Origin of the sequence: Dactylosporangium sp. NPDC048998 (assembly GCF_043197855.1) — a bacterium.
GTDB lineage: Bacteria > Actinomycetota > Actinomycetes > Mycobacteriales > Micromonosporaceae > Dactylosporangium.
In genome coordinates this window covers 133,254-154,045 of record NZ_JBICTV010000003.1, presented here as the reverse complement: position 1 = coordinate 154,045, position 20,792 = coordinate 133,254, and the positions used below count along the sequence as shown (strand labels likewise).

Here is a 20,792-nt window from a genome sequence, read left to right as displayed (position 1 = left end):
GGAAAGGAAATGGGAGCGCTCCCACTGTGGCGTAGCGCACAGCGCGATGTCAAGAGCGACATCCACGGGCCGGCGGTTCAGCGCTTGAGCGTCGGCAGCAGGTACCAGATCCCGATGAAAGCGACAGCGAGCGCGCCGCCGACGCCGACCGCCCACGACAACCCCAGGACCACGTCGAAGATCAGGAATACCGCGCCGACGATCGAAAGCCACAGGAACACCAGGCCGATTCCGGCGAGATTGCTGCTGATCGCGACGAGCTCCTTCTTCCGGCCCCGCCGGAACAGAATGCGATGGTGGCTGACCGGCGCGATGAGGCACAGGGTTGCCACGGCGGTGCACAGGAGGGTGACGACATAGGCAGCCTCCTGTCCGCCGGACACCATGGCGAATCGCTGGCTGAACGGCAGCGTCAGCAGGAACGCGAACAGTATCTGGACCCCGGTCTGCGCGACCCGCAGCTCCTGGAGCAGCTCGGTCCAGTTGCGGTCGAAACGCTGCTCCGGCGTTTCATGGCGGTCGAAACGCTCATGGGGAGTCTCGTCGCGATCGGCCATGTGGGCTCAATTACCCACCGGATCAACCCGGCGAACGTGGCGGTTCGGCCGGTCTCGGCCGGTCCCGGCCCCCGCCGCGCATTTTGGGGCTGCGCAGGCTTGCACGCTCGGCTTATGGTCGCGGGCGTGAGTGCCCCCTTCGATGAGCTGACCGCCGGACGGCGCGCCTGGCTCGCCCGCGCCGGCCTGGCCGAGCTCGCCGCCACGATCGGGCGCCCGGGCCGGGCGGCGGTGGCGGCGCGTCCGGAACTGCTCGCCCGCGTCGACCAGCACGCCGCCGCGATCCGCGACTCGCTCGGCGGGGCGCTGCTCGACCCGGTCGCCCTGGCCGGCTATTCGGCGGCCATCCGCGACGCGGCGCGCGACGCCGGCGACCCACTCGAGGACTGGTCGCGCCCATCCTGGGCGATGCTGCGCCTGCTGGCGGTGTGCAGCCTGGTCCCGTAGGAGCGCCGGCCGCACACCGCCGCCGGTTCAGACCCGGCCGAAGTCCTGCGTCCAGTACGGCGTGCCATCGGCCTTATACGCGAGCCCGACGCCGACCGCGACGCTCGAGCAGTTCAGGATGTTTGGCGCGGTGGCCCGGGCTGTTGATCCAGCCGTTGACCACGTCCTGGCCGGTGCGGTACTCCCAGGCGATGTTCTCGGCCGACGCGCCCGTGGTGTAGCCGGCGGCGGCCTCGCGCTGCACGAAGTTGCTGCCGTTCGAGCCGGTGTGGTCGAAGAAGTGGTTCGTCACCATGTCGGTGCTGTGCGCCCTTGCCGCGGCGACGAGCCAGCCGTCGACGCGCATCATCGGCGGCGGGCTTCGCGGCCGCGGCGTGCGCGCCCACCGCCTCGACGACATGCGCGACACCGGCCGTGACGGGCGCGCCGGCCGCGAAGGCCTGTGGTCCGGTGGTCGTGACGAGCGCGAAGCCGAGGGGCGCCGCGACGAGCGCGGCGGCGATGGTGGTGGCGCGGCGGGCGAACCGGGTCACTGTGTGAGGCCTTCCGTCGGGGACTCTGGTGAGGTCTGTCGCCCCTGACATCGGGCGTGTCACGACCCCCGTGAGCGGCTCAACCGCCCCGCAACGCTCGGCAACCGACCGGCTACCCGTGCGGACGAATCCCTAGTGGTCGGCCCCCTGGATTTCCGCCAAAGGTTGGAGGGCGGGCGCCCAGGGCATTTCTACGGTTGAGGTACACATCGATACGAGGAGCCAGGGATGCGCAGTCTCGTCAGACCCCGTGACAACCGTTGGATCGCCGGCGTCTGCTCGGGTCTCGCCCGCCGCTTCGGTATGTCCCCCAACGTGGTGCGGCTGCTCTTCCTCCTCTCGTGCCTGCTGCCAGGCCCGCAGTTCGTGATCTACCTGATCCTGTGGGTCCTCATGCCGGACGAGTCCTAGGCCCGCGGCTACGGCTGAGCCCGCCCCCTCCACAGCGGGGCTTCAGCGGCGGGGCGGGTGGCCCGGGGTGCGGCCCGGGCCACCCCTTGCCGCTCCCGCTCCCCGCTCACAACCCGCCGCGCGGCGCGGTGCGGTCGTTCCGATCAATCGAAGGTTCGAACCTTTCACCTGAGCGGCGACCACTGACGCGCCGGCTCGGTAGCGGTACGGGTGACCCGGGGTGCGGCCCGGGTCCACCTGTCATGCGGCGGGCGACGCGGCCGAAGTCGGTGGCATGTCCAACGACACGAGCTTCACCGCCGCCGGCACCGGAAGCGGCGCCTTCGGTGACTTCTCGGAGGCCACCCGCCTCACCGTCGCCCGCTCGACGCTCAACGGCCTGATGACCTGGCTCGGCGAGGCCGGCCTGGCCGCGGCCCGCGAGTCCGCCGGCCTGCAGGCCGCGATCGACCAGCACGCGGCCTCGGTCCGCGACGCGCTGGGCGACCCCGCACCCGGCCTCGGCGCGGTCCCGCTGGCCGGCTACGCGACCGGCGTACGCGACGCCCTCATCGAGGCGCAGTGGCAGCTCGCCCCGAGCACCGAGGTCGACTGGTCAAACCTCGAATGGCCCGCCCTCCGCCTGATCGCCATCTGTGCCCTGGCCCGCGCAGGCGGCCACGCCTAGGAGCGACCGTGGATCGGCGTCCAGCACACGGTCAGTGGCTCGGTTCCGCGCCGGGGCGGGTGGCGCGGCCCTGGAGCAGGAGCGCGCACGCCGCGCCCACTACGCAGACGGCGGCCGTGGCCAGGAAGATCTCGCGGTATTCGGTGCGTAGCGCGGACTGCAGCGCGGCCTTGTACGCGTCCATCAGGCGCCGCTGCTCGTCGGCGGGCTTGCCGAAGACCAGCGGGAAGTTCAGCCGGGCGGTCAGCTCGTGGAAACGGTGCAGGCCCCACGCGGTCAGCGCGGCCACGCCGATCAGCATGCCCATCATCCGGGCCACGACCACGGCCGAGGATGCCACGCCGTGCTGCGCGGACGGGGTGGCCCGCAGGATCGCGGCGGAGAGCGGGCCGATCACCAGGCCCAGCCCGAACCCGGCGACGACCAGGTCGGTGTCCAGCCGTGGCAGGAAGCCGAGGTAGCGCACCGCGAGCACGTCGGCCGGCCAGCCCGCGACGAGCACGTAACCGCCCGCGGCCACCAGCAGCCCGCCCGCCGCGACCAGGCGCTCGCCGAGCCGCGACACCAGCCAGCCGCCGAGCACCGCGCCGATCGGCAGCGCGACCAGGAAGCGGGTCAGGACGAGCGTGCCCTGCACGCCCTGGCGGCCGAGCAGCGTCTGCGCCACCAGCTCCACGTCGACGAGCGTCACCATCAGCGCGGCGCCGGCGCAGAAGCTCGCGCCGAGCGCGGCGAAGAACGGGCGCCGCAGCGCGCCACGCAGGTCGACCAGGCGGGTGCGCGCCCGCAGCTCCCACGCGACGAACAGGACGGCCCCGGCCGCCGCGCCGGCGAGGGTCCAGCCGCCCCACGGGGGCAGGACGGCGCGCTCCGGGTCGGGGTTGTAGAGCGCCACCACCGCCGCGCCGAGCGTCAGCGCCAGCAGGAGCCCGCCGACGACGTCGGTCTTCGGCCGCGCCGCCGCGGGAGCCCGCCCGGGCAGCGCCACCCACACGAGCGCGATGGCGACGGCGACCAGCGGAAGGTTGAGCCAGAAGATGCCCCGCCACGAGCCGAGCAGGGCCGCGATGGCCACCCCGTACAGCGGGCCGAGCACGCTGCCGAGTTCCTGCGCCGCGCCGACCGCGCCGAGCACCGTCGCGCGGCGCCGCTCCGCCCACAGGTCGCCGGCCAGCGCCAGGGTCACCGGCAGCAGGGCGCCGCCGGCCAGGCCCTGCACCGCCCGGCCGGTCGCGAGCAGCCAGACCGAGTCGCCCGAGGCCGCCGTGAGCGCGGAGCCGCCCGCGAAGCCGACGAGGCAGCCGATCAGTACCGCCCGGCGCCCGAGCCGGTCGGAGAGCGACCCGAGCAGCGGCATCCCGGCGATGTACCCGAGCAGAAACCCGGTGACGACCGGCGTCACCCGCTCGAGCCGGTTGGCCGCGATGTGCAGCGCGTCGAGGATGTCGGTGAGGACGCCCACGACCACATACGCGTCCAGCGCCGCCAGCAGCACCGTGGCCCCGCCGACGCCGATGGCCAGCCGCCGTCGCGAATGCCCGCCGTCCCCGCCCTGAGCGCCGGCCGAACCGCCCCCAGCCCGGCCTACGGCGCCGGCCGGGTCGCCGGTGGAGCCGACGGAGCGGTCGGGAGACGCTGAGGCCGTCGTGGTGTGGGCGGCCTCAGCGGCCGCGCGGCGCCGGGCGGGCGTCGGTGGCGGCTCGGCGGGCGGGTCGCTGTCCAGCATCGGCTCGGCGCTACTTCGGCGGCGTGATGGTGACGGCGGCGTCGAACTCGGTGAACGTCACGGTGACCGTGCCGCCCTTGGCGTCGCCGACGGCGGGCAGGTCGAACGCGGCCTTCAGCACGCGCTTGTCGTCCTTGCCGATCCACAGGCGGCCCGGCACGCTGCCGGTCACGCCGGGCACGACCTTCGAGAGGTTCTCGGCCGGGAACTTGGCGCTGACCCGATACGTGGCCTGGCCGTCCACGGCCTCGGCCCCCTCGGTCTTGCCTTCGGTCGCGGTGGCGACCACCTTCGCGATGCCGCGCTCGGGATCGAGGATCGCCGACGGGTCGTAGACCGAAGCGGCGAGCGCGAGCGGGATCTGCTGGTAGTCGCCGGTGGGGCCCTTGAGCCACATCGTCTGGCCCACGATGGTGAACGCCAGGTCGGCGGTCGTGCCCATCTGCTCGACCTGCGCGGTGCCCTGGGCGTTGCCCTCCTTCGTGAGCACGCCGTCGGCGCGCTTGATGGCCACCCCGGCGATCGTGCCGTCGGCGGTGATCAGGAACTTGGCGGTCTTGATGCCGCCCATCGCCGTCGCGGAGTCCTTGAGCAGCCCTTCGGCGGCCGGCAGGTTGGGGTCGGGCGACGGCGCGCCGCCCTTCTTGTCGGACTTGCCGGAGCAGCCGGTGAGGGCGACGAGCACCGCCGTCAGCGCGGCGATGCCGGCGATGAGAAGGCCGGGGCGGGACTGGGTCGGGGACATACCGGCATGCTAGACCGGCGGGGGAAACGGCGCGGGTGTCGAAGCTGAGCGCGATCTCAGCGTCACGGGACCCTCACCATTCGCGCATTCAGCGACCCGCCAGCAACTCGGCGACCGCGCGGCCGGCCGCCGCCGTCGCGCCGAACGTGGCGATGTGTACGTCACCTTGGGGATCCGCCGGGACGCCCATCTCGACGACGACGGCGTCCTGCCGTTCGGCCAAGAAGGCTTGTAAAGAGTCCGCCATCCACGGATAGCGGTGCGGGTCGCGCACGACCAGCACCAGTGGACGGCCGACCGAGGCCCGAAGCGCGTCGGGCAGGCCGTCCTGCGAGGTCAGCCGCACGCCGGACGTCGCCGGGACGAGTTCCGCGAGCGGCGCGAGGAGCCCCCACGGCGTCTCGGGCGCGATCGCGAAGTTGAGCTGAGGCTGAAACTCGATCACGTACGGCGCGCCCGCCAGCGGGAACGTCGCGTCCGGCGCGGTGATCCGCAGCGCCCGGCGGGCCGCCGACAGCCCGATCTCCCCCGCGCGCGGGTCGGGCGCGAGCTTGGGCGCCGCGACCGACCAGGCGGCCAGGCGCGCGACCCGCGCGGCGGCGTCGGCGAGCCGCTCCTCGGACAGCTCGCCCGAGCGCACCGCGGCGACGATCGCGTCGCGCAGCATGACCGCGGTCTCCTCGTCGGCGTGGTCGCCGCCGACGCAGATCGCGTCCGCGCCCGCGTCGAGCGCCATGACGGTTGCGTGGGCGAGGCCGTATCGGCCGGAGATCGCACGCATCTCGATACCGTCGGTGACGATCAGCCCCTCGAATCCGAGCTCGCCGCGCAGCAGCTCGGTCATGATCTTCCGGCTCAGCGTCGCGGGCAGCTCGGCGTCGAGGACCGGCACCCGCAGGTGCGCGCTCATCACCGCTTGTACGCCCGCCGCGACGGCCGCCCGGAACGGCAACAGTTCCACCGCGTCGAGCTCGGCCCGGCCGGCCTTGATCAGCGGTACGTCAAGATGGGAGTCCACGCTCGTGTTCCCGTGCCCGGGAAAGTGCTTGGCGCACGCGGCCACGCCGGCCTCCTGCAGCCCGGCGATCCAGGCCGCGGTGTGCCGGGCGACCCGCTCGGGCTCGGCGCCGAACGCGCGCGAGCCGATCACCGGGTTGTTCGGGTCGTTGTTGACGTCGGCGTCGGGCGCGTAGTCGAACGTGATGCCGGCCGCGGCCAGGTCGCGCCCGATGTGCCCGGCGACCTCGCGGGTCAGCGCCGGGTCGTCGATCGCGCCGAGCGCCAGGTTGCCCGGCCAGGGGCTGCCGGTGTGCGCATGCAGCCGCGTGACGTCGCCGGCCTCCTCGTCGATGGCGACGATGACGTCCGGCTTCTCGGCGCGCATCGCGGCGGTCAGCTCCGCGACCTGGTCCCGATCCACCACGTTGCGCGCGAAGAGAGCGACGCCGCCAAGCCCTTCGGCGAGGCGGCGGCGTAGCCACGGCGGCGGCTCCTTGCCGATGAATCCCGGCTGGAGCACGGCATCCGCCATGCCGACCAGGTCGACCCCCGTGCGTGCATCCATGCGTGAACCACCCTTCGCGCCTGGCGATGATGGTCACATCACATCTCAGTAATAGTCAAGAAACTTTCCAGTAGTTAACAGGTTCGTACTCTTCCAGGTGCGAGTCGGACTACAGACCACGCAACGCGGCCGCGGGGCGGTTCAGCGATTCGGGCGGATTGTCCACACCACGGTCATGGCCGTGGTGACCGCGCCGTCCTCGCGGGTGATCTCGATGGTCACCGGAAACTCGGGACGGCCACCCGCCGTCAGCTCGTCGATGACCTCGCCCACCCCGCGGCCGAGGGTGGCGGTGGCGCGGACCGGGCCCCTCGCCAGCTTCGCGTACGCGATGTCCGCGCGCACCGCCAGAGCCGTGCCCAGCGACAGGTGCGGGCCGAACGCGGCCATCACGACCGCGCCCGAGGCGGTCTCGCCCAGCGCGAACAGCGCGCCCGCATGGGGGCCGGCCACGTGGTTGTGCAGGCGCTCCTCGTCGGGCAGGGTGGCGACGGCGCGCACGTCGTCGCCGTCCACCACCACCTCGACGATCTCGATGCCCACGGTGCGGGCGAACGGCACGGCCGACGTCAGGCCCTCGGCGAGCGCCTTCGAATCAATGCTCATGCCGAGATGTTACCGGTCAGTAGCAAGTGGTCGGAACGCCGACTTCCAGACGCGGCTCGGCGGTCAGGTGAACAGGCGGCCGATCGCGCGGACCACCTCGACGTAGAAGTTGCCCTCGATCTTGCGGAAGATCTCGAACGGCTCGCCCGGGGAGCCCACGAACGGGCGCAGCGTCCACGCCAGCTGCGTGCCGACGAAGCCGAACAGGAGGATCCACACGTTCAGCAGCGTCATGCTCGCCGGCCGCTCCCCCGGCGCCGCCTGCGGCTCGGGCCGGGCCGCGGGCCGCGTCATGGCCACCGGCTTCGGGTACGACACCGGATAGACGGTCCGGCCGTCGGGCATCAGCAGGGGCTGGCCCTGCATCACGGGCGGGTGCGGCGGGGAAACGATGGTGGCGACCAGCCCGTTCGGCGCGGCGGCGGTCGCAGGCACCGCGGAGATCTGGGCCGGGACCGTGGAAACCGGGACCGCGGAGACCGGCGCGGCAACGGGCGCGCCGCCGGGCGCCGGCGCGGGCGAGGTGGGCACGGCCGGCCCCGGATCGCCGCCTGGCGCCTGCTCGCTCTCGGCGGCCTCCCCATCGACGGCGGCCGAAGCGGCGGCGGTGGCCGAAGCGGCGGCGGTGGCCGAGGCGGTGATGGCCGGGGCGGACAGCGCGGCCAGCGTCGCGGCCGCGGCGGCCGCCGCGGCGCGCTCCTCGCGCTCGAGCTCCTGCCGCCGCGCCTCGGCCAGCACGGCCGTGTGCTCGTTGAGCGCACGCATGCCACTGGTCAGGAACCGCAGGCCGACGAAGGCGGTCAGCGTGAGGACCGCGACGTTGAGAATCTTGTAGAAGTCGTAGCTGAACGCGGTGATGAGAAAGAACAGGCTGATCGGCGCGAAGGCCAGCGACAGCACCGACGTCACCGTGACCGTGACCATCACCAGCGACAATGCCTGTTTCACCTGGAGGCGGGCGCCGAAGACCAGGTTGAACAGGTACAGCGTGGGCAGGCAGATGGCCAGCGTCATGAGGAACAACAGCGGCAGTTTCGCCGCCGACAGGGCCGCCTGCGCGATGCTGTGGGACGCGCCGAGCACAGCTCCGTAGCAAGCCAGGGCCACTACGGAGCTGTACAACATCTGCTTGGTCAGCTTGCCGAGGTCACGTTCCTCACCGATCTGTCGCCAGATCGACTCACGATCACGCAGGATGCGCTCGATGATGAGCAGTCCGGATCCGGATTCGCCATAGGCTGCCATCGGCGCAGGCTAAGCGACACACGTCACTCAGCGCCACCCCACGTCGATGCGTTGTCCCCTTTCGTCGAAAAAGTGCAGAGCTTCCATGCGCACAGCGACGGTCAATGGGTGACCGTGCGTCACGTTCGGGTACGGCGCGAGCCGGACCGCCAGCTCGGCCGGGCGCCGGTGGTGCCGGCCCGGGTCGCTCAGCACGCTCTCGCGGTGGGACGTGCGGCGCGGGCCGCCGCGGCCGTTGACGCCGGCGCCGACGAGCTCCATGTCGTCGGCCCCGCCGCCGCGGCCGGTGAGCTTGCTGACGAACTTGCGCAGGCCGCCGCCGTTGATCGGGATGTCCGCCGGGGGCTTGCCGATCTCGTCCACGATCACCGCGGTTGCGCCGATGTCGAGGAACGCGAGCGACTCGTGGCCGTGGTGCTCGAGATACCGGATGCGGCCACGCAGCACGTCCCCGGTCGTGGAGTCGGGCACCGGGGTCAACGCCTCCGCACGCACCCCGATGACGATCCGCTCGCCGTGGAAGTGGGCGACCTGCCGCGAGCGCAGGTCGTTCCACGGCAGGTGCAGCACCTGGTCGCCCATGTGCAGGGCGATGTGGCGGTCGAGGTGCACGTAGACCTCGGCCTCCAGCAGGTTCATCCGCGGGCTGCCGAGGAAGGCCGCGACGTAGAGCGTCGCCGGCCTGCCGTACACCTGCGTCGGCGTCCCCACGTCCTGCAGGACGCCCTTGCGCAGGATCGCGACCCGGTCGGCCATGGTCAGCGCTTCGGCCTGGTCGTGCGTGACGTAGATCGTGGTGACGCCCAGTTCCCGGACCAGCCCGGAGATCTCGGCGCGCAGCTCGGCGCGCAGGCCGCTGTCCAGATTGGACAGTGGCTCGTCCATGAGGAAGAGCTTCGGCCGGCGCACGATGGCCCGCCCCATCGCGACACGCTGGCGCTGACCACCGGACAGCTGCGCCGGCTTGCGGGCCAGCACGTCGCCGATGCCCAGCGCGCTGGCCACCTCGGCGACCTGCTCGGCGCGCGGCTCGGGCTCCACCCCGGACAGCCGCAACGGGAAGCCGATATTCTCGCCGACCGTCATATGCGGGTAGAGGGCGAAGTCTTGGAAGACCATGGCGACCCCACGCTCGCGTGGCGGGAGGTCGTTGGCGAGGTCGCCGTCCATGATGATGGCACCGGAGGTGGGGTCCTCCAGGCCGGCCACCATGCGCAGCAGCGTCGACTTGCCACAGCCGCTCGGACCGAGCAGCACCATGAACTCGCCCTGCCCAACGTCCAGGTTGACGCGGTCGACGGCGACGGTGCCGTCGGCGAACACCTTCATCACATCTTTGAGCGCGACGGTAGCCACCGTCACACCTCCGCCCCAGGTCAGCAATTCGCGGATCGGCCAGTTACCCCGAGTCAAATACTGTGATGAGGCGCACGCAAGTTGGTCCATCGGGTAAATGACCAGTGTTCGGCGTGTTACCGCGCAACTACTGTTGTGTAACTTTGCAGTTCAGGGCGAGGATCAGGGCGCCGGAAAGTTCACCGTCACCGATGTGTAGCCGAGGGCCGCGAGGAACTGCTGGAGCATCTTGCGGGTGTTGTCCTCGGCGCGTTTCTGCAGGCCAGCGTCCTTGGCGGCGTCGCCGATCTTCTGCTCGGCGAGCTTGTAGACCTCCTGCAGACGGTTCGGGTCCGAGCTGAACGCGTCACCGATGCGGTTGAAGATCCCCCGCTCCTCCTCAAAGACGTAGCTGTGATCGTTGTCAATCCGGACCGGCCGCAGCTGGGGCGCCGGCAGGTTGATCTCCGCGGTACGCCGGTCCTCGGACTCCTTCACCGCGCCCTGGCCGATGCTCGCGAAGTCGACGTACACCTCGACGGAGCCGGCTGCGACGAACAGGATCCGCTCGTTGAGCAGGAAGTCCGGGATGTACTTGCGGTCCTTCTGCACGTCGACGATGACCTGGAAGTTGCCCTCGGCCGCGACGAACTGGTTGAGGTCCTGCACGGACTTGAGCAGCGCCGGGCCGCTTCGGTCGGTCTGCTGCTCGGCGAACGGGTTCGTCAGGCCGGGGAAGAGGCCGATCGTCTTCGCGCCGAGCACCAGCGCGATGACCAGCCCGATCGTGGCGACCAGCCAGAAGAGGCCGCGCGTCACGCCGCCGCCCTGCTTGACCGGCACGACGACCGGCTCGCGCGGCGCCGGCGCCGTGCGCTTGTCCGCCCGCGGATCGACGGGGTCCCCTATCTCCGGGCTCCAGCCGCCGGCACCCGACGTGACCTCGGGGTACTCGGAGGTCTTCGACTCTTCCTTGTCGGCCATGCTCGACTCCTCGGGGAGGATCTTCTCCCCATCAAGGTAAGGGGCCGAGTAAAGAGTCGCGAGTCGATCTCAGGCGAACGCGGCGATCCCCGTGAGGCGCTGCCCGATGACCAGCTGATGTATCTCCGAAGTTCCCTCGTACGTGAGCACCGTCTCAAGATTGGCGGCGTGGCGCATGACCGGGTACTCCGCGCTGATGCCATTGGCGCCGAGGATCGTGCGGCACTGCCGGGCGATCGCGAGGGCCTCCCGCACGTTGTTGAGCTTGCCCACGCTGACCTGCTCGGGGCGCAGCTTCCCGGCGTCGGCGAGCCGGCCGAGGTGCAGCGCCAGCAGGTAGCCCTTCTGCAGCTCGACCGCGGCGTCGGCGAGCTTGGCCTGGGTCAGCTGGAAGCCCGCGATCGGCCGGCCGAACTGCTCCCGCGCGCCGGCGTAGTCCAGCGCGGTGTGCAGGCTGTCGCGGGCGGCGCCGAGGGCGCCCCACACGATGCCGTACCGCGCCTCGGTGAGGCAGGACAGCGGCGCCTTCAGTCCCCGGGCGTGCGGCAGTTGCGCCGAGGCGGGCAGGCGCACGTCGTCGAGGAAGATCTGCCCGGTGCAGGAGGCCCGCAGCGACAGCTTGTGGTGCACCTCGCGCGCGGACACGCCCGGGGTCTCCATCGGTACCGCGAAACCGCAGACCCCGTCGTCGGTGCGCGCCCACACGACGGCCACGTCGGCCACCGGCGCATTGGTGATCCACATCTTGCCGCCACTGAGGATCCAGTCGTCGCCGTCGCGGCGCGCCCGGGTGGTCATGGAGGCGGGGTCGGAGCCGTGGTCGGGCTCGGTCAGCCCGAAGCAGCCGATCGCGTCGCCCGCGGCCATCCGCGGCAGCCACTCGTCCTTCTGCTCGTCGGATCCGTACTTCCAGATGGCATACATCGCCAGCGACCCCTGCACCGAGACGAGGCTGCGCACCCCGGAGTCGCCGGCCTCGAGCTCCAGGCAGGCCAGCCCGTAGGCGACGGCGCTCGCCCCGGCGCACCCGTAGCCGTCCAGGTGCATGCCGAGCAGGCCGACGCCGGCGAACTCCTTCGCCAGCTCGCGCACCGGCACCTCACCGCGCTCGTACCACTCGGCGACGTTGGGCCGGATGTGGTCGTCGACGACCCGGCGCACCAGCGCGCGGATCGCCAGCTCCTCCTCCGAGTGCAGGGCGTCGAGGTCGAGCAGGTCGAGGGGGCGCGGCGTCGTTGTCACGCCCCAAGAATATGCATCGGGACCCGAATCGAAGTGGATGGCCGGCGCCTGGGCCTTGCCCCGCTCCGACCCCCACTTCGATTCAAGCGCTAAGCCTGCAGGACCCGAGCGTGGATGGACGTTCGCTGCTGCAGCGCGGCCCGCAGCGCACGGTGCAGGCCGTCCTCGAGATAGAGGCTGCCCTCCCACTGCACGACGTGCGGGAACAGGTCACCGTAGAAGGTCGAGTCCTCGGCGAGCAGCTTGTCGAGCGCCAGCTCGCGTTTGGTGGTGATGAGCTGGTCGAGCCGCACCGGGCGCGGCGGGATCTCGGACCACTGCTTCAGCGTCAGCCCATGCTCCGGATACGGCCGACCGTCGCGGACCGCCTTGAAGATCATGAACGTTCACCCCCCTGACCGTGCCAGGGTACCGACTGGGTGCGACAGAAAAGGTGTCACGAGTCGGCTCGGTTACCCCAGTTGCCCCGATGCGTCACGCTGGGCGACTCCCGCCGTCCCCGTTTGAGTGACGGCGAGCGCTTGTCCACGGCCCGGTAGCCGATGGTCATGACGCCGACCGGCGTGTAGGCCTCGGGGACGCCGAACTCCGCGCGGAAGCGCGGGATCCGGTCCGGGGTGATGCCGAAGAAGCACGCGCCGAGGCCCTCGTCGACCGCGCCCAGCAGGACCAGCAGGCTCGCCATCCCGGTGTCGATGTGCCAGTAGGGCACCGGCCAGCGGGCCTCGTCGCGGTCGGTCCATCCCTTGTCCGGCTGGGCGTAGCGGTCGAGGTACGCGTCGCGGTGGCTGAGCGCCACGACGACGACCGGCGCCCGGCTCATCCCCTCCAGCCAGCCCGTGGGCAGGTTGTCCTCGGGCGTGGTGGCCGCCCAGAAGCGCTCGACATCCTTGCGGGTGTCCAGCAGCAGGAACTCCCAACCCTGGGAGAAGCCCGCCGACGGGGCGTGCGTGGCGTAGCCGAGCAGCCGCTCGACGGTCTCCGCCGGCACCGGACGGTCGGGGTCGTAGTTGCGCACCATCCGCCGCCGGCGGATCACCTCGGAAAGTTCCACAGGTGAAGCCTAAATCGCGCGGATCCCCCAGCTGCCGCGCCAGCTCGAACCCGGCTCCAGCGTCACCACGTCGCGCCCGGAGCGGAACGCGTCGGGCGGGCAGGTCATCGGCTCGATCGCGAGCGCCTTGCGCGTCCGGTCGGCGGGCAGGGTGTCGGAGGAGTACACCTGCCACCAGGTGAAGGCGGAGTCGGCCCAGACGGTGACGCCGCGGCCGTCGGGCGCGGTGACGTCGATCTGCGAGCCGCCCTCGGCGTCGTGGTCCACCTCGCCGAAGGCCGTGTCCAGGACGGTGCCGCCGAGGCGCCGCCCCTCGGTGAAGTCGTATTCGCTGCCGGCGACCCGGGCCGCGCCGATCGGCAGCAGGCGGGCGTCGACGAGCAGCCGGCTGCGGGCCGGCACGCGCAGGGTCAGCTCGTCCACCGGCACCCCGGGCACCAGCACGTACGGGTGGGTGGCGAGGCCGAAGGGCGCCGCCGTGTCGCCGGTGTTGGTGACCAGGTGCTCGGCGCGCAGTCCGGCGCCGCTCACCGACCACGTCGTCTGCAGGCGCAGCGGCCACGGGTACCCCGGCTGCGGTACCAGATCGTGGGCGACGGTCACGCTGTCGGACGTCGCATCGACCTCGTACCAGCGCGCCCAGTTCACCAGGCCGTGGATCGCGTTGTGCCGCTCGGGCTCGGTCAGCGGCAGCTGCAGGTGCTCGCCGCCGAACGCGTACTGCCCGTCGCGGATGCGGTTGGGCCAGGGCGCCAGCACCTGCCCGGCGGAGCCGACCGCGTGCTCGTGCTCGGCGAATCCGGCGACGACGTCTCGCCCGTCGGAGGTGAAGGCGCGCACGCCCCCGCCGACCTCGACGATGGCGGCCTCCTGGCCGCCGGAGCGGATCGTCCACTGTGTACCCGAGGGGGCGTGCGAGAGCTGCGCGGCGGTGTCCATGGGCGCGACAATATCCTCAGTGTGTCGGGTCGGTGTAGCGGAGGAGGACGGGAAATGTCAGGGCTAGGAGGACCGCCACCACGGCGGCGGCGATCCCGCCGCTGACCCAGGAGAAGCTCGCGCTCGTCGCGTCGGCCACCGAACCAGCCCGAAGGTCACCCAGACGTGGACCTCCGGCCACCACGGCGAAGAAGACGCCCTGCAAACGGCCGCGCATCGCGTCGGGCGCGCTGAGGAGCACCGTCTGGCGGTACACCCCACTGATCATATCGGCGGCGCCGGCCACCGACATGAAAGCTACACACGCCCACAACCACGGCACCGCGCCGGCCGCCGCGACGGCGAGGCCCCAGCCGACCACCGCGAGCACGAGGGCGATGCCCTGCCGATGCACCCGCCCGATCCACCCGGAGGTGAGCCCGGCCAGCACTGCGCCGATCGCGATGGAGGAGTACAGCCAGCCGAGCGACGACTGCCCGAAGCGCTCGTCGGCGACGACCGGGAACAGCGCCTTCGGCATCGCCAGCACCATGGCCGCGATGTCGATGGCGAAGGTGAGCAGGATGAGCTTGTGCCCGGCCAGGAACCGCAGCCCGTCGCGGATGTCGCGCAGGCCCGCCGTGGCGCGGGCGCCGGTCGGCGGCAGCGCGGGCAGGCGCAGCGCGGCCCAGAGCACGACGGTGAACAGCACGGCGTCGACGGCGTAGGCGGCGGAGAAGTCGAACGCGGCGATGACGATGCCGGCGCCGACCGGCCCGCCGATCGCGGCCACATTGGACACCGTGAAGCCGAGCGTGTTGGCCGCGGCGACCTCCTCACCGCCCACGAGCGCGGGGATGATCGCCTGCCGGACCGGGCTGTTGATGCCGAAGGCCGCGGACTGGGCCGCGATGAGCAGCAGCATCAGCCACGGGTTGTCCACGTGCAGCACCGCCTGCGCCAGCAGGCCGAGCGTCGTCAGCCACATCAGGGTGGAGCTGACCAGCAGGACCCGGCGCCGGTCGTAGGCGTCGGCGATCGCGCCGCCCCAGATCGAGAACACGATCAGCGGCACCAGGCCGACGAAGCTGCACAGGCCGACCCACAGCGCGGACTTCGTGATGGCGTAGACCTGCACGGGTACGGCGACCGCCGTGAACTGCACGCCGAAGAACGACACGGCGTTGCCGACGAAGATGCGGCGGTACGCCGGGTGCCGCAGCGGCCGGATGTCGATCGCGTGCCGCCGCAGCCAGCCTCGTCGCTCCTCCTCCTGCTCGTCTACCGCGGTCACGCGCCCTCCGCTTCGCTCCGGCCGCGCGAGCTCCGGACTGCGCCCACGGTGACCGGCCTCTCCGCTTCGCTCCGAACCGGTCACGGAGCAAGCCGCTCGAGCTTGCCTTCGCTGAAGCGGAGCCGGTCGTGCAGCCGGCTGGCCCGGCCTTGCCAGAACTCGACCTCGTCGGGCGCGACCCGGAACCCGCCCCAGTGCGGCGGCGCCTCGATCGGACCGTCGCCGAAGCGCCGCTCCGCGTCCGCCCACCACCCCTCGAGGTCCGCCCGCGAGCCGATCACGCTGGACTGCGGGCTCGCCCACGCGCCGAGCTGTGCGCCGCGCGGCCGGACGGCGAAGTACTCCTCGGTCTCCTCGCGCGAGACCTTCTCCACCGCGCCGCTCACGATGACCTGGCGATGGAGGTGGTACCAGGGGAAGACGAGCGTCGCGCGCGGATTGCCGGCGAGGTCGTTGCCCTTGTGCGACTCGTAGTTGGTGAAGAAGGTGAAGCCCCGCCGGTCGTACCCCTTGAGCAGCACCGTGCGCGCCGACGGCCGCCCATCGGCGGAGGCGGTGGCCAGCAGCATCGCGTTGGGCTCCGGCAGGCCGGCGTCCACCGCGTCGGCGAACCAGGTGGCGAACTGGTCGAGCCAGTTGTCGGCGACCGAGTCCTCGGTCAGCTCACCCGAATACTCCTTGCGCATGAGCGACAAATCTTGCGGTGATGTGCTGGGTCTCACGCTCACATCCTTCCTCCGACGATCACATATGCGTGAAGATGTGTCATGCAGGACACATCTGAGCCTCCGTTCAGTCGGCAGCCGCCACGCCGAGGGGTGAAGATGTCACAAGGGAGTTGACACCCCGATTCAGCAGGAGTGCGTGATGTCCGATTTCAAGCCGGGACTCGAGGGCGTCATCGCCTTCGAATCCGAAATCGCGGAGCCCGACAAAGAAGGCGGCGCCCTGCGCTATCGCGGCGTCGACATCGAGGATCTCATCGGCCAGGTGTCGTTCGGAAACGTATGGGCGCTCCTCGTCGACGGCAAATTCGGGCCGGGTCTGCCGCCGGCCGAGCCGTTCCCGGTACCGGTGCACTCCGGAGACATCCGGGTCGACGTCCAGTCCGCCGTCGCGATGCTCGCGCCGTACTGGGGCCTGGGCCAACTGCTCGACATCGAGACCGCGCAGGCCCGCGAGGACCTGGCCAGGGTCAGCGTCACCGCGCTGTCCTTCGTCGCACAGTCCGCCCGCGGCCTCGGGCTGCCCGCGGTACCGCAGAAGGAGATCGACAAGGCCGAGACCATCGTCGAGCGGTTCATGCGCCGCTGGCGGGGCGAGCCGGACCCGCGGCACGTCAAGGCCGTCGACGCCTACTTCATCTCCGCCGCCGAGCACGGCATGAACGCCTCGACGTTCACCACCCGCGTGGTCGCCTCGACCGGCGCCGACGCGGCCGCCTGCATCTCCTCCGGCATCGGCGCCCTGTCCGGCCCGCTGCACGGTGGCGCACCGTCGCGCGTCCTCGGCATGATCGAGGCGGTCGAGCGCAGCGGTGACGCCGAAGGGTACGTCAAGAGCGTCCTCGACCGCGGGGAGCGCCTGATGGGCTTCGGGCATCGGGTGTACCGCGCGGAGGACCCCCGCGCCCGCGTGCTGCGGCGCACCGCGAAGGAGCTCGGCGCGCCGCGCTTCGAGGTCGCCGAGGCGCTGGAGAAGGCCGCACTGGAGGAGCTGCACGCCCGCCGGCCCGACCGGGTGCTGGCGACCAACGTCGAGTTCTGGTCCGCCGTGGTCCTCGACTTCGCCGAGGTGCCCGCCCACATGTTCACCTCGATGTTCACCTGCGCCCGCGTGGCCGGGTGGAGCGCGCACATTTTGGAGCAGAAGGAGCTGGGCCGGCTGGTCCGCCCGTCCGCGAAGTACGTCGGCCCCGGGCCGCGCAAGCCGCAGGACGTCGAGGGCTGGGACCGGATCCCGCACGGCGTGTAGGCGGTGTGACGCTCGTCGCGTCACCGACGAATTGTCCCCGGGTTGCGGCGCGGATGATGGCAGGATCCGCGGGGTACCCGCCCGCCCGCCGCACCCCGGAGTACTCACATGGCCGAAATCCGCATTCCTGACGAGATCAAGCCCGCCGACGGGCGCTTCGGCGCCGGCCCCAGCAAGGTGCGGCCCGAGTCGGTGCACGCGCTCGCCGAGGTGGCGAAGACGTGGCTGGGCACCAGCCACCGGCAGAAGCCCGTCCGTGACCAGGTGGCCCGCCTGCGCCGTGGCCTGGCGGACCTGTTCAGCCTGCCCGACGGCTACGAGGTCGTGCTCGGCAACGGCGGCAGCACCGCGTTCTGGGAGGCCGCGGTCTTCGGCCTGATCCGCGACCGGGCGCAGTTCGCCAGCTTCGGCGAGTTCGGCGCCAAGTTCGCCTCGGCCGCCAAGAAGGCGCCGTTCCTCGGCGAGCCGACCGTGATCAAGGCCGACCCCGGCACCGGCGCGTTCCTGCGCGCCGAGGAGGGCATCGACGCGTACTGCGCGCCGCACAACGAGACCTCGACCGGCGTCGCGGTACCGGTCCAGCGGCTCGCCGGCACCGACGAGGGCGCCCTGCACCTGACCGACGCGACCTCGGGCGCCGGCGGGCTCGACGTGGACGTCAGCCAGACCGACGTGTACTACTTCGCGCCGCAGAAGGGCTTCGGCTCCGACGGCGGGCTCTGGATCGCGCTCATGTCGCCCGCCGCGATCGCGCGCGTCGCGGAGATCAAGGAGTCGGGGCGGTACATCCCGGACTTCTTCGACCTGCAGACGGCCATCGACAACTCGCGGCTGGAGCAGACGTACAACACCCCGGCCCTGGCCACGATCTTCCTGGCCGCCGAGCAGGTGGACTGGATGCTCGCCGGCGGCGGCCTGTCGTTCGCGGCCAAGCGCAGCGAGGAGTCGGCGTCCATCCTGTACGGCTGGGCAGAGCGCTCCGCCGTGGCCACGCCCTTCGTCGCCGACCCGGCGGTGCGCTCCAACGTCGTCGGCACGATCGACTTCGACGGCTCGATCGACGCGACCGCCCTGGCCAAGGCGCTACGCGCGAACGGGATCGTGGACACGGAGCCGTACCGCAAGCTCGGCCGCAACCAGCTGCGGATCGCGATGTTCCCGGGCGTCGACCCGGCCGACGTGGAGGCGTTGACCGTCTGCATCGACTACGTCATCGAACGGCTCTGATCTGCTCCGTTTCGGGTTTCTGTCGGCGCGGCGTGCGTCCTTCCAGCTAGGGTTGCCGTACTGTGACCGGAAGGCGCCGACCGATGGCGCCTGAAGCGGGTGGGACGGAGGCACGCGATGCGGCCTGTGCGATTCGTCGCCCTCTCGGAGGACGGCCAGGCGTTCGTCCTTGCCGATGAGGTCGGGCGGCTGCTGGCGCTGCCCATCGACGAACGCGTCCAGAGCGCGCTGCGCCCCGATCACAGTCACCCGACCACCACCGTCGAAACCGGCTCCTCGCAGCTCGCGCCGCGCGACATCCAGGCCCGCATCCGCTCCGGCGAGTCGGCCGAGGAGGTCGCGCGGGTCGCCGGCGTGCCCGTCGACCGGGTCCTGCGCTACGCGGGCCCGGTGCTGCAGGAGCGCGCGATGCTCGCCCAGCACGCCCGGCGCACCCGGCTGAAGACCTCGGAGAAGGGCTCGTCGCTGGCCGAGGTCGTCGACACCCGGCTCGGCCAGCACGGCATCGACACCGAGAAGATCTCCTGGGACGCGTACCGGCGCGAGGACGGCACGTGGCGGATCACCGCGACCTGGCCGAGCGGCAAGGCGACCGCGCAGGCCGTCTGGGAGCTGGACAAGGCCCGCCAGCTGGTCGCGCCGCACGACGACATGGCGCAGTACCTCTGCACCGAGCGCGGCCCCGGCATCCTCGGCCAGGAGCCGCCCGCGACCGGGCGGCAGCTGCCGGCCCGTGGCGAGACCAGCCGCGGCGACCTGGGCCTGCGCCCCGACGCGGTGCGCAGCGGCGGCCACGAGCCGATCCGCCCCGCGACGCCGGAGCGCCGCCCCGGCGGCCGCACGCTGGGCAACGACCCGATCCGGGCCGGCCGCGACGCGCTGCTCGCCTCGCTGGACCGCCCGCTCGGCGCCAACGCGTCCGACGAGCCGGTCGTCACGCCGCCGCCGGTCAAGCACGACAACCGGGCCCGCGGCGCCGCCGCGCTCATCGGCCGCTCCCCGTTCGACGAGGACAGCGACCAGGCCAAGGAGGTTCCGGCGGTGCCGTCGCTGGCGGTGCTGCGCCCGCGGCGCAACACCACGTCGGCCGCGTCCGCCGTCGAGCAGCCCTCGGCCACCGCGGAGAAGCCGCGCAAGCGCCTGCCGAGCTGGGACGACGTGCTCTTCGGCGGCGCACCGGCCCGCGAGACCTCGTAACTCGGATATTCGTCTCGCCCGGCGATAGGTTGGTGTACATGGAGTACACCAACCTCGGCCGGACCGGCCTCCTCGTCAGCCGGCTGTGCCTGGGCACCATGAACTTCGGCCCGAAGACCACCGAGCCGGACAGCTACGCGATCATGGACCGCGCGCTGGAGCACGGCATCAACTTCTTCGACACCGCCAACGTCTACGGCTGGAAGCTGGGCGAGGGCGTCACCGAGCAGATCGTCGGCCGCTGGTTCGCCCAGGGCGGCGGCCGCCGCGACAAGGTCGTGCTCGCCACCAAGGTCTACGGCAAGATGAGCGAGTGGCCCAACGGCCAGGGCCTCTCCGCACGGCACATCATCGCCGAGGCCAACGCCTCGCTGAAGCGCCTCCAGACCGACTACATCGACCTGTACCAGATGCACCACATCTCCCGCACCACGCCGTGGGAGGAGATCTGGCAGGCGATGGAGGTGCTCGTCGCGCAGGGCAAGGTGTTGTACGTCGGGTCGTCCAACTTCGCCGGCTGGCACATCGCCGCCGCGCAGGAGTCGGCGAAGGCCCGCAACTTCCTCGGCCTCGTCGCCGAGCAGTGCATCTACAACCTCATGGCGCGCACCGTCGAGCTCGAGGTGCTGCCCGCGGCCCGGCAGTACGGCCTGGGCGTCATCCCTTGGTCGCCGCTGCACGGCGGCCTGCTCAGCGGCGCGCTGGCCAAGCTCGCCGCGGGCAGCGCGGCCCGCACGGCCGAGGGCCGCGCCGCTGAGGACCTGGACAGGCACCGCACGTCGCTGGAGGCGTTCGAGAAGCTTGCCGCCGAGCTCGGCGCCGACCCGGCGAACCTGGCCCTGGCCTGGCTGCTGGCGCAGGAGGGCGTGACCGCCCCGATCATCGGCCCGCGCACGATCGAGCAGCTGGACAGCACGATGGGCACGCTCGACCTCACCCTCGACAAGGAGACCCTCGACCGCCTCGACGAGCTGTTCCCGCCGGTCGGCAAGGGCGGCCCCGGCCCCGAGGCCTGGGCCTGGTAGCCGCTTGGTTCGGCGCTGGCCGATAACCCGGCCAGCGCCAC

23 protein-coding genes are annotated in these 20,792 nt (G+C 71.7%); 8 read left to right on the top strand and 15 right to left on the bottom strand.

Features of this window, described 5'->3' with window-relative positions; genetic code table 11:
• Nucleotides 1-77: 77 nt before the first annotated feature.
• A complete protein-coding gene (locus ACGFI8_RS08045; protein ID WP_392801629.1) occupies nucleotides 78-557 on the bottom strand; it encodes a DUF6328 family protein in 480 nt (159 codons plus the stop codon).
• 126 nt (nucleotides 558-683) lie between these two features.
• On the opposite strand from ACGFI8_RS08045, the gene ACGFI8_RS08040 reads away from it, so the two are divergent.
• Entirely contained in the window at nucleotides 684-1,004 is a 321-nt protein-coding gene (locus ACGFI8_RS08040; protein ID WP_392801627.1) for a DUF6401 family natural product biosynthesis protein, read from the top strand.
• 73 nt (nucleotides 1,005-1,077) lie between these two features.
• Here ACGFI8_RS08040 and ACGFI8_RS08035 read toward each other — a convergent pair whose 3' ends face one another.
• Nucleotides 1,078-1,350 (bottom strand): CAP domain-containing protein, encoded by a 273-nt coding sequence (locus ACGFI8_RS08035; protein ID WP_392802863.1) that lies wholly within the window; start codon nucleotides 1,348-1,350, stop codon nucleotides 1,078-1,080.
• On the opposite strand from ACGFI8_RS08035, the gene ACGFI8_RS08030 reads away from it, so the two are divergent.
• The 3 genes from ACGFI8_RS08030 (at nucleotide 1,298) to ACGFI8_RS08020 (ending at nucleotide 2,615) form a co-directional block, all read left to right on the top strand.
• Nucleotides 1,298-1,585, top strand: coding sequence for a hypothetical protein (locus tag ACGFI8_RS08030; protein ID WP_392802921.1), 288 nt, complete (start codon nucleotides 1,298-1,300; stop codon nucleotides 1,583-1,585). The genes ACGFI8_RS08035 and ACGFI8_RS08030 overlap by 53 nt on opposite strands.
• A gap of 180 nt (nucleotides 1,586-1,765) precedes the next feature.
• The gene (locus ACGFI8_RS08025; protein WP_392801625.1) at nucleotides 1,766-1,948 is read left to right on the top strand and encodes a PspC domain-containing protein; all 183 of its coding nucleotides are present in this window, start codon (nucleotides 1,766-1,768) and stop codon (nucleotides 1,946-1,948) included.
• Nucleotides 1,949-2,222: 274 nt separating this feature from the next.
• Complete coding sequence (locus ACGFI8_RS08020) at nucleotides 2,223-2,615, top strand: DUF6401 family natural product biosynthesis protein (RefSeq protein WP_392801622.1); 393 nt, start codon at nucleotides 2,223-2,225, stop codon at nucleotides 2,613-2,615.
• 31 nt (nucleotides 2,616-2,646) lie between these two features.
• Here ACGFI8_RS08020 and ACGFI8_RS08015 read toward each other — a convergent pair whose 3' ends face one another.
• From ACGFI8_RS08015 to pdxH, 13 genes are all read right to left on the bottom strand, one after another.
• Complete coding sequence (locus ACGFI8_RS08015; protein ID WP_392801620.1) at nucleotides 2,647-4,341, bottom strand: MFS transporter; 1,695 nt, start codon at nucleotides 4,339-4,341, stop codon at nucleotides 2,647-2,649.
• Between the two features lie 10 nt (nucleotides 4,342-4,351).
• A complete protein-coding gene (locus ACGFI8_RS08010) occupies nucleotides 4,352-5,086 on the bottom strand; it encodes an LppX_LprAFG lipoprotein (RefSeq protein WP_392801617.1) in 735 nt (244 codons plus the stop codon).
• Nucleotides 5,087-5,174: 88 nt separating this feature from the next.
• Nucleotides 5,175-6,650 carry a glycoside hydrolase family 3 protein gene (locus tag ACGFI8_RS08005; protein WP_392801615.1) on the bottom strand — a complete coding sequence of 492 codons (1,476 nt, stop codon included), beginning with the start codon at nucleotides 6,648-6,650 and terminating at the stop codon, nucleotides 5,175-5,177.
• Between the two features lie 141 nt (nucleotides 6,651-6,791).
• The gene (locus ACGFI8_RS08000; RefSeq protein WP_392801612.1) at nucleotides 6,792-7,256 is read right to left on the bottom strand and encodes a DUF4442 domain-containing protein; all 465 of its coding nucleotides are present in this window, start codon (nucleotides 7,254-7,256) and stop codon (nucleotides 6,792-6,794) included.
• A 63-nt stretch (nucleotides 7,257-7,319) separates the two neighbouring features.
• Entirely contained in the window at nucleotides 7,320-8,501 is a 1,182-nt protein-coding gene (locus tag ACGFI8_RS07995; RefSeq protein ID WP_392801609.1) for a hypothetical protein, read from the bottom strand.
• A gap of 27 nt (nucleotides 8,502-8,528) precedes the next feature.
• Entirely contained in the window at nucleotides 8,529-9,857 is a 1,329-nt protein-coding gene (locus tag ACGFI8_RS07990; protein WP_392801607.1) for an ABC transporter ATP-binding protein, read from the bottom strand.
• A gap of 162 nt (nucleotides 9,858-10,019) precedes the next feature.
• Nucleotides 10,020-10,820: a DUF4230 domain-containing protein gene (locus ACGFI8_RS07985; RefSeq protein WP_392801604.1), complete on the bottom strand. Its 801-nt coding sequence runs from the start codon at nucleotides 10,818-10,820 to the stop codon at nucleotides 10,020-10,022.
• A gap of 69 nt (nucleotides 10,821-10,889) precedes the next feature.
• Nucleotides 10,890-12,062, bottom strand: coding sequence for an acyl-CoA dehydrogenase family protein (locus tag ACGFI8_RS07980; RefSeq protein ID WP_392801601.1), 1,173 nt, complete (start codon nucleotides 12,060-12,062; stop codon nucleotides 10,890-10,892).
• Between the two features lie 89 nt (nucleotides 12,063-12,151).
• Nucleotides 12,152-12,442 (bottom strand): type II toxin-antitoxin system VapB family antitoxin, encoded by a 291-nt coding sequence (locus ACGFI8_RS07975; RefSeq protein WP_392801599.1) that lies wholly within the window; start codon nucleotides 12,440-12,442, stop codon nucleotides 12,152-12,154.
• A gap of 56 nt (nucleotides 12,443-12,498) precedes the next feature.
• The gene (locus tag ACGFI8_RS07970; protein ID WP_392801596.1) at nucleotides 12,499-13,116 is read right to left on the bottom strand and encodes a nitroreductase family protein; all 618 of its coding nucleotides are present in this window, start codon (nucleotides 13,114-13,116) and stop codon (nucleotides 12,499-12,501) included.
• 9 nt (nucleotides 13,117-13,125) lie between these two features.
• Nucleotides 13,126-14,055, bottom strand: a complete 930-nt coding sequence (locus tag ACGFI8_RS07965; RefSeq protein WP_392801593.1) for an aldose 1-epimerase family protein — start codon at nucleotides 14,053-14,055, stop codon at nucleotides 13,126-13,128.
• Nucleotides 14,056-14,071: 16 nt separating this feature from the next.
• On the bottom strand, nucleotides 14,072-15,328 hold the full coding sequence (locus ACGFI8_RS07960; protein ID WP_392801590.1) for an MFS transporter: 1,257 nt from the start codon (nucleotides 15,326-15,328) through the stop codon (nucleotides 14,072-14,074).
• An 80-nt stretch (nucleotides 15,329-15,408) separates the two neighbouring features.
• Nucleotides 15,409-16,014: a pyridoxamine 5'-phosphate oxidase gene (gene pdxH, locus ACGFI8_RS07955; protein WP_392802861.1), complete on the bottom strand. Its 606-nt coding sequence runs from the start codon at nucleotides 16,012-16,014 to the stop codon at nucleotides 15,409-15,411.
• Nucleotides 16,015-16,195: 181 nt separating this feature from the next.
• Between pdxH and ACGFI8_RS07950 the strand changes: the two genes are divergently transcribed.
• The 4 genes from ACGFI8_RS07950 to ACGFI8_RS07935 all read left to right on the top strand — a co-directional run bounded on the left by ACGFI8_RS07950 (nucleotide 16,196) and on the right by ACGFI8_RS07935 (nucleotide 20,751).
• A complete protein-coding gene (locus ACGFI8_RS07950) occupies nucleotides 16,196-17,302 on the top strand; it encodes a citrate synthase 2 (RefSeq protein WP_392801587.1) in 1,107 nt (368 codons plus the stop codon).
• Nucleotides 17,303-17,410: 108 nt separating this feature from the next.
• Entirely contained in the window at nucleotides 17,411-18,529 is a 1,119-nt protein-coding gene (gene serC, locus ACGFI8_RS07945) for a phosphoserine transaminase (protein ID WP_392801584.1), read from the top strand.
• 117 nt (nucleotides 18,530-18,646) lie between these two features.
• Complete coding sequence (sepH, locus tag ACGFI8_RS07940) at nucleotides 18,647-19,726, top strand: septation protein SepH (protein WP_392801581.1); 1,080 nt, start codon at nucleotides 18,647-18,649, stop codon at nucleotides 19,724-19,726.
• Between the two features lie 38 nt (nucleotides 19,727-19,764).
• Nucleotides 19,765-20,751, top strand: a complete 987-nt coding sequence (locus ACGFI8_RS07935) for an aldo/keto reductase (protein ID WP_392801579.1) — start codon at nucleotides 19,765-19,767, stop codon at nucleotides 20,749-20,751.
• The last annotated feature ends 41 nt before the right edge of the window (nucleotides 20,752-20,792 follow it).

Excerpts from the sequence above, each read along its gene's own strand:
- ACGFI8_RS08010 (WP_392801617.1), bottom strand. The coding sequence starts at position 5,086 with ATGTCCCCGACCCAGTCCCGCCCCGGCCTTCTCATCGCCGGCATCGCC.
- ACGFI8_RS07950 (WP_392801587.1), top strand. The coding sequence starts at position 16,196 with ATGTCCGATTTCAAGCCGGGACTCGAGGGCGTCATCGCCTTCGAATCC.
- pdxH (WP_392802861.1), bottom strand. The coding sequence starts at position 16,014 with ATGCGCAAGGAGTATTCGGGTGAGCTGACCGAGGACTCGGTCGCCGAC.
- sepH (WP_392801581.1), top strand. The coding sequence starts at position 18,647 with ATGCGGCCTGTGCGATTCGTCGCCCTCTCGGAGGACGGCCAGGCGTTC.
- serC (WP_392801584.1), top strand. The coding sequence starts at position 17,411 with ATGGCCGAAATCCGCATTCCTGACGAGATCAAGCCCGCCGACGGGCGC.
- ACGFI8_RS08030 (WP_392802921.1), top strand. The coding sequence starts at position 1,298 with ATGTCGGTGCTGTGCGCCCTTGCCGCGGCGACGAGCCAGCCGTCGACG.
- ACGFI8_RS08035 (WP_392802863.1), bottom strand. The coding sequence starts at position 1,350 with ATGCGCGTCGACGGCTGGCTCGTCGCCGCGGCAAGGGCGCACAGCACC.
- ACGFI8_RS07985 (WP_392801604.1), bottom strand. The coding sequence starts at position 10,820 with ATGGCCGACAAGGAAGAGTCGAAGACCTCCGAGTACCCCGAGGTCACG.
- ACGFI8_RS08045 (WP_392801629.1), bottom strand. The coding sequence starts at position 557 with ATGGCCGATCGCGACGAGACTCCCCATGAGCGTTTCGACCGCCATGAA.
- ACGFI8_RS07935 (WP_392801579.1), top strand. The coding sequence starts at position 19,765 with ATGGAGTACACCAACCTCGGCCGGACCGGCCTCCTCGTCAGCCGGCTG.
- ACGFI8_RS08000 (WP_392801612.1), bottom strand. The coding sequence starts at position 7,256 with ATGAGCATTGATTCGAAGGCGCTCGCCGAGGGCCTGACGTCGGCCGTG.
- ACGFI8_RS08005 (WP_392801615.1), bottom strand. The coding sequence starts at position 6,650 with ATGGATGCACGCACGGGGGTCGACCTGGTCGGCATGGCGGATGCCGTG.
- ACGFI8_RS07965 (WP_392801593.1), bottom strand. The coding sequence starts at position 14,055 with ATGGACACCGCCGCGCAGCTCTCGCACGCCCCCTCGGGTACACAGTGG.
- ACGFI8_RS08025 (WP_392801625.1), top strand. The coding sequence starts at position 1,766 with ATGCGCAGTCTCGTCAGACCCCGTGACAACCGTTGGATCGCCGGCGTC.
- ACGFI8_RS07995 (WP_392801609.1), bottom strand. The coding sequence starts at position 8,501 with ATGGCAGCCTATGGCGAATCCGGATCCGGACTGCTCATCATCGAGCGC.
- ACGFI8_RS07975 (WP_392801599.1), bottom strand. The coding sequence starts at position 12,442 with ATGATCTTCAAGGCGGTCCGCGACGGTCGGCCGTATCCGGAGCATGGG.
- ACGFI8_RS08020 (WP_392801622.1), top strand. The coding sequence starts at position 2,223 with ATGTCCAACGACACGAGCTTCACCGCCGCCGGCACCGGAAGCGGCGCC.
- ACGFI8_RS08015 (WP_392801620.1), bottom strand. The coding sequence starts at position 4,341 with ATGCTGGACAGCGACCCGCCCGCCGAGCCGCCACCGACGCCCGCCCGG.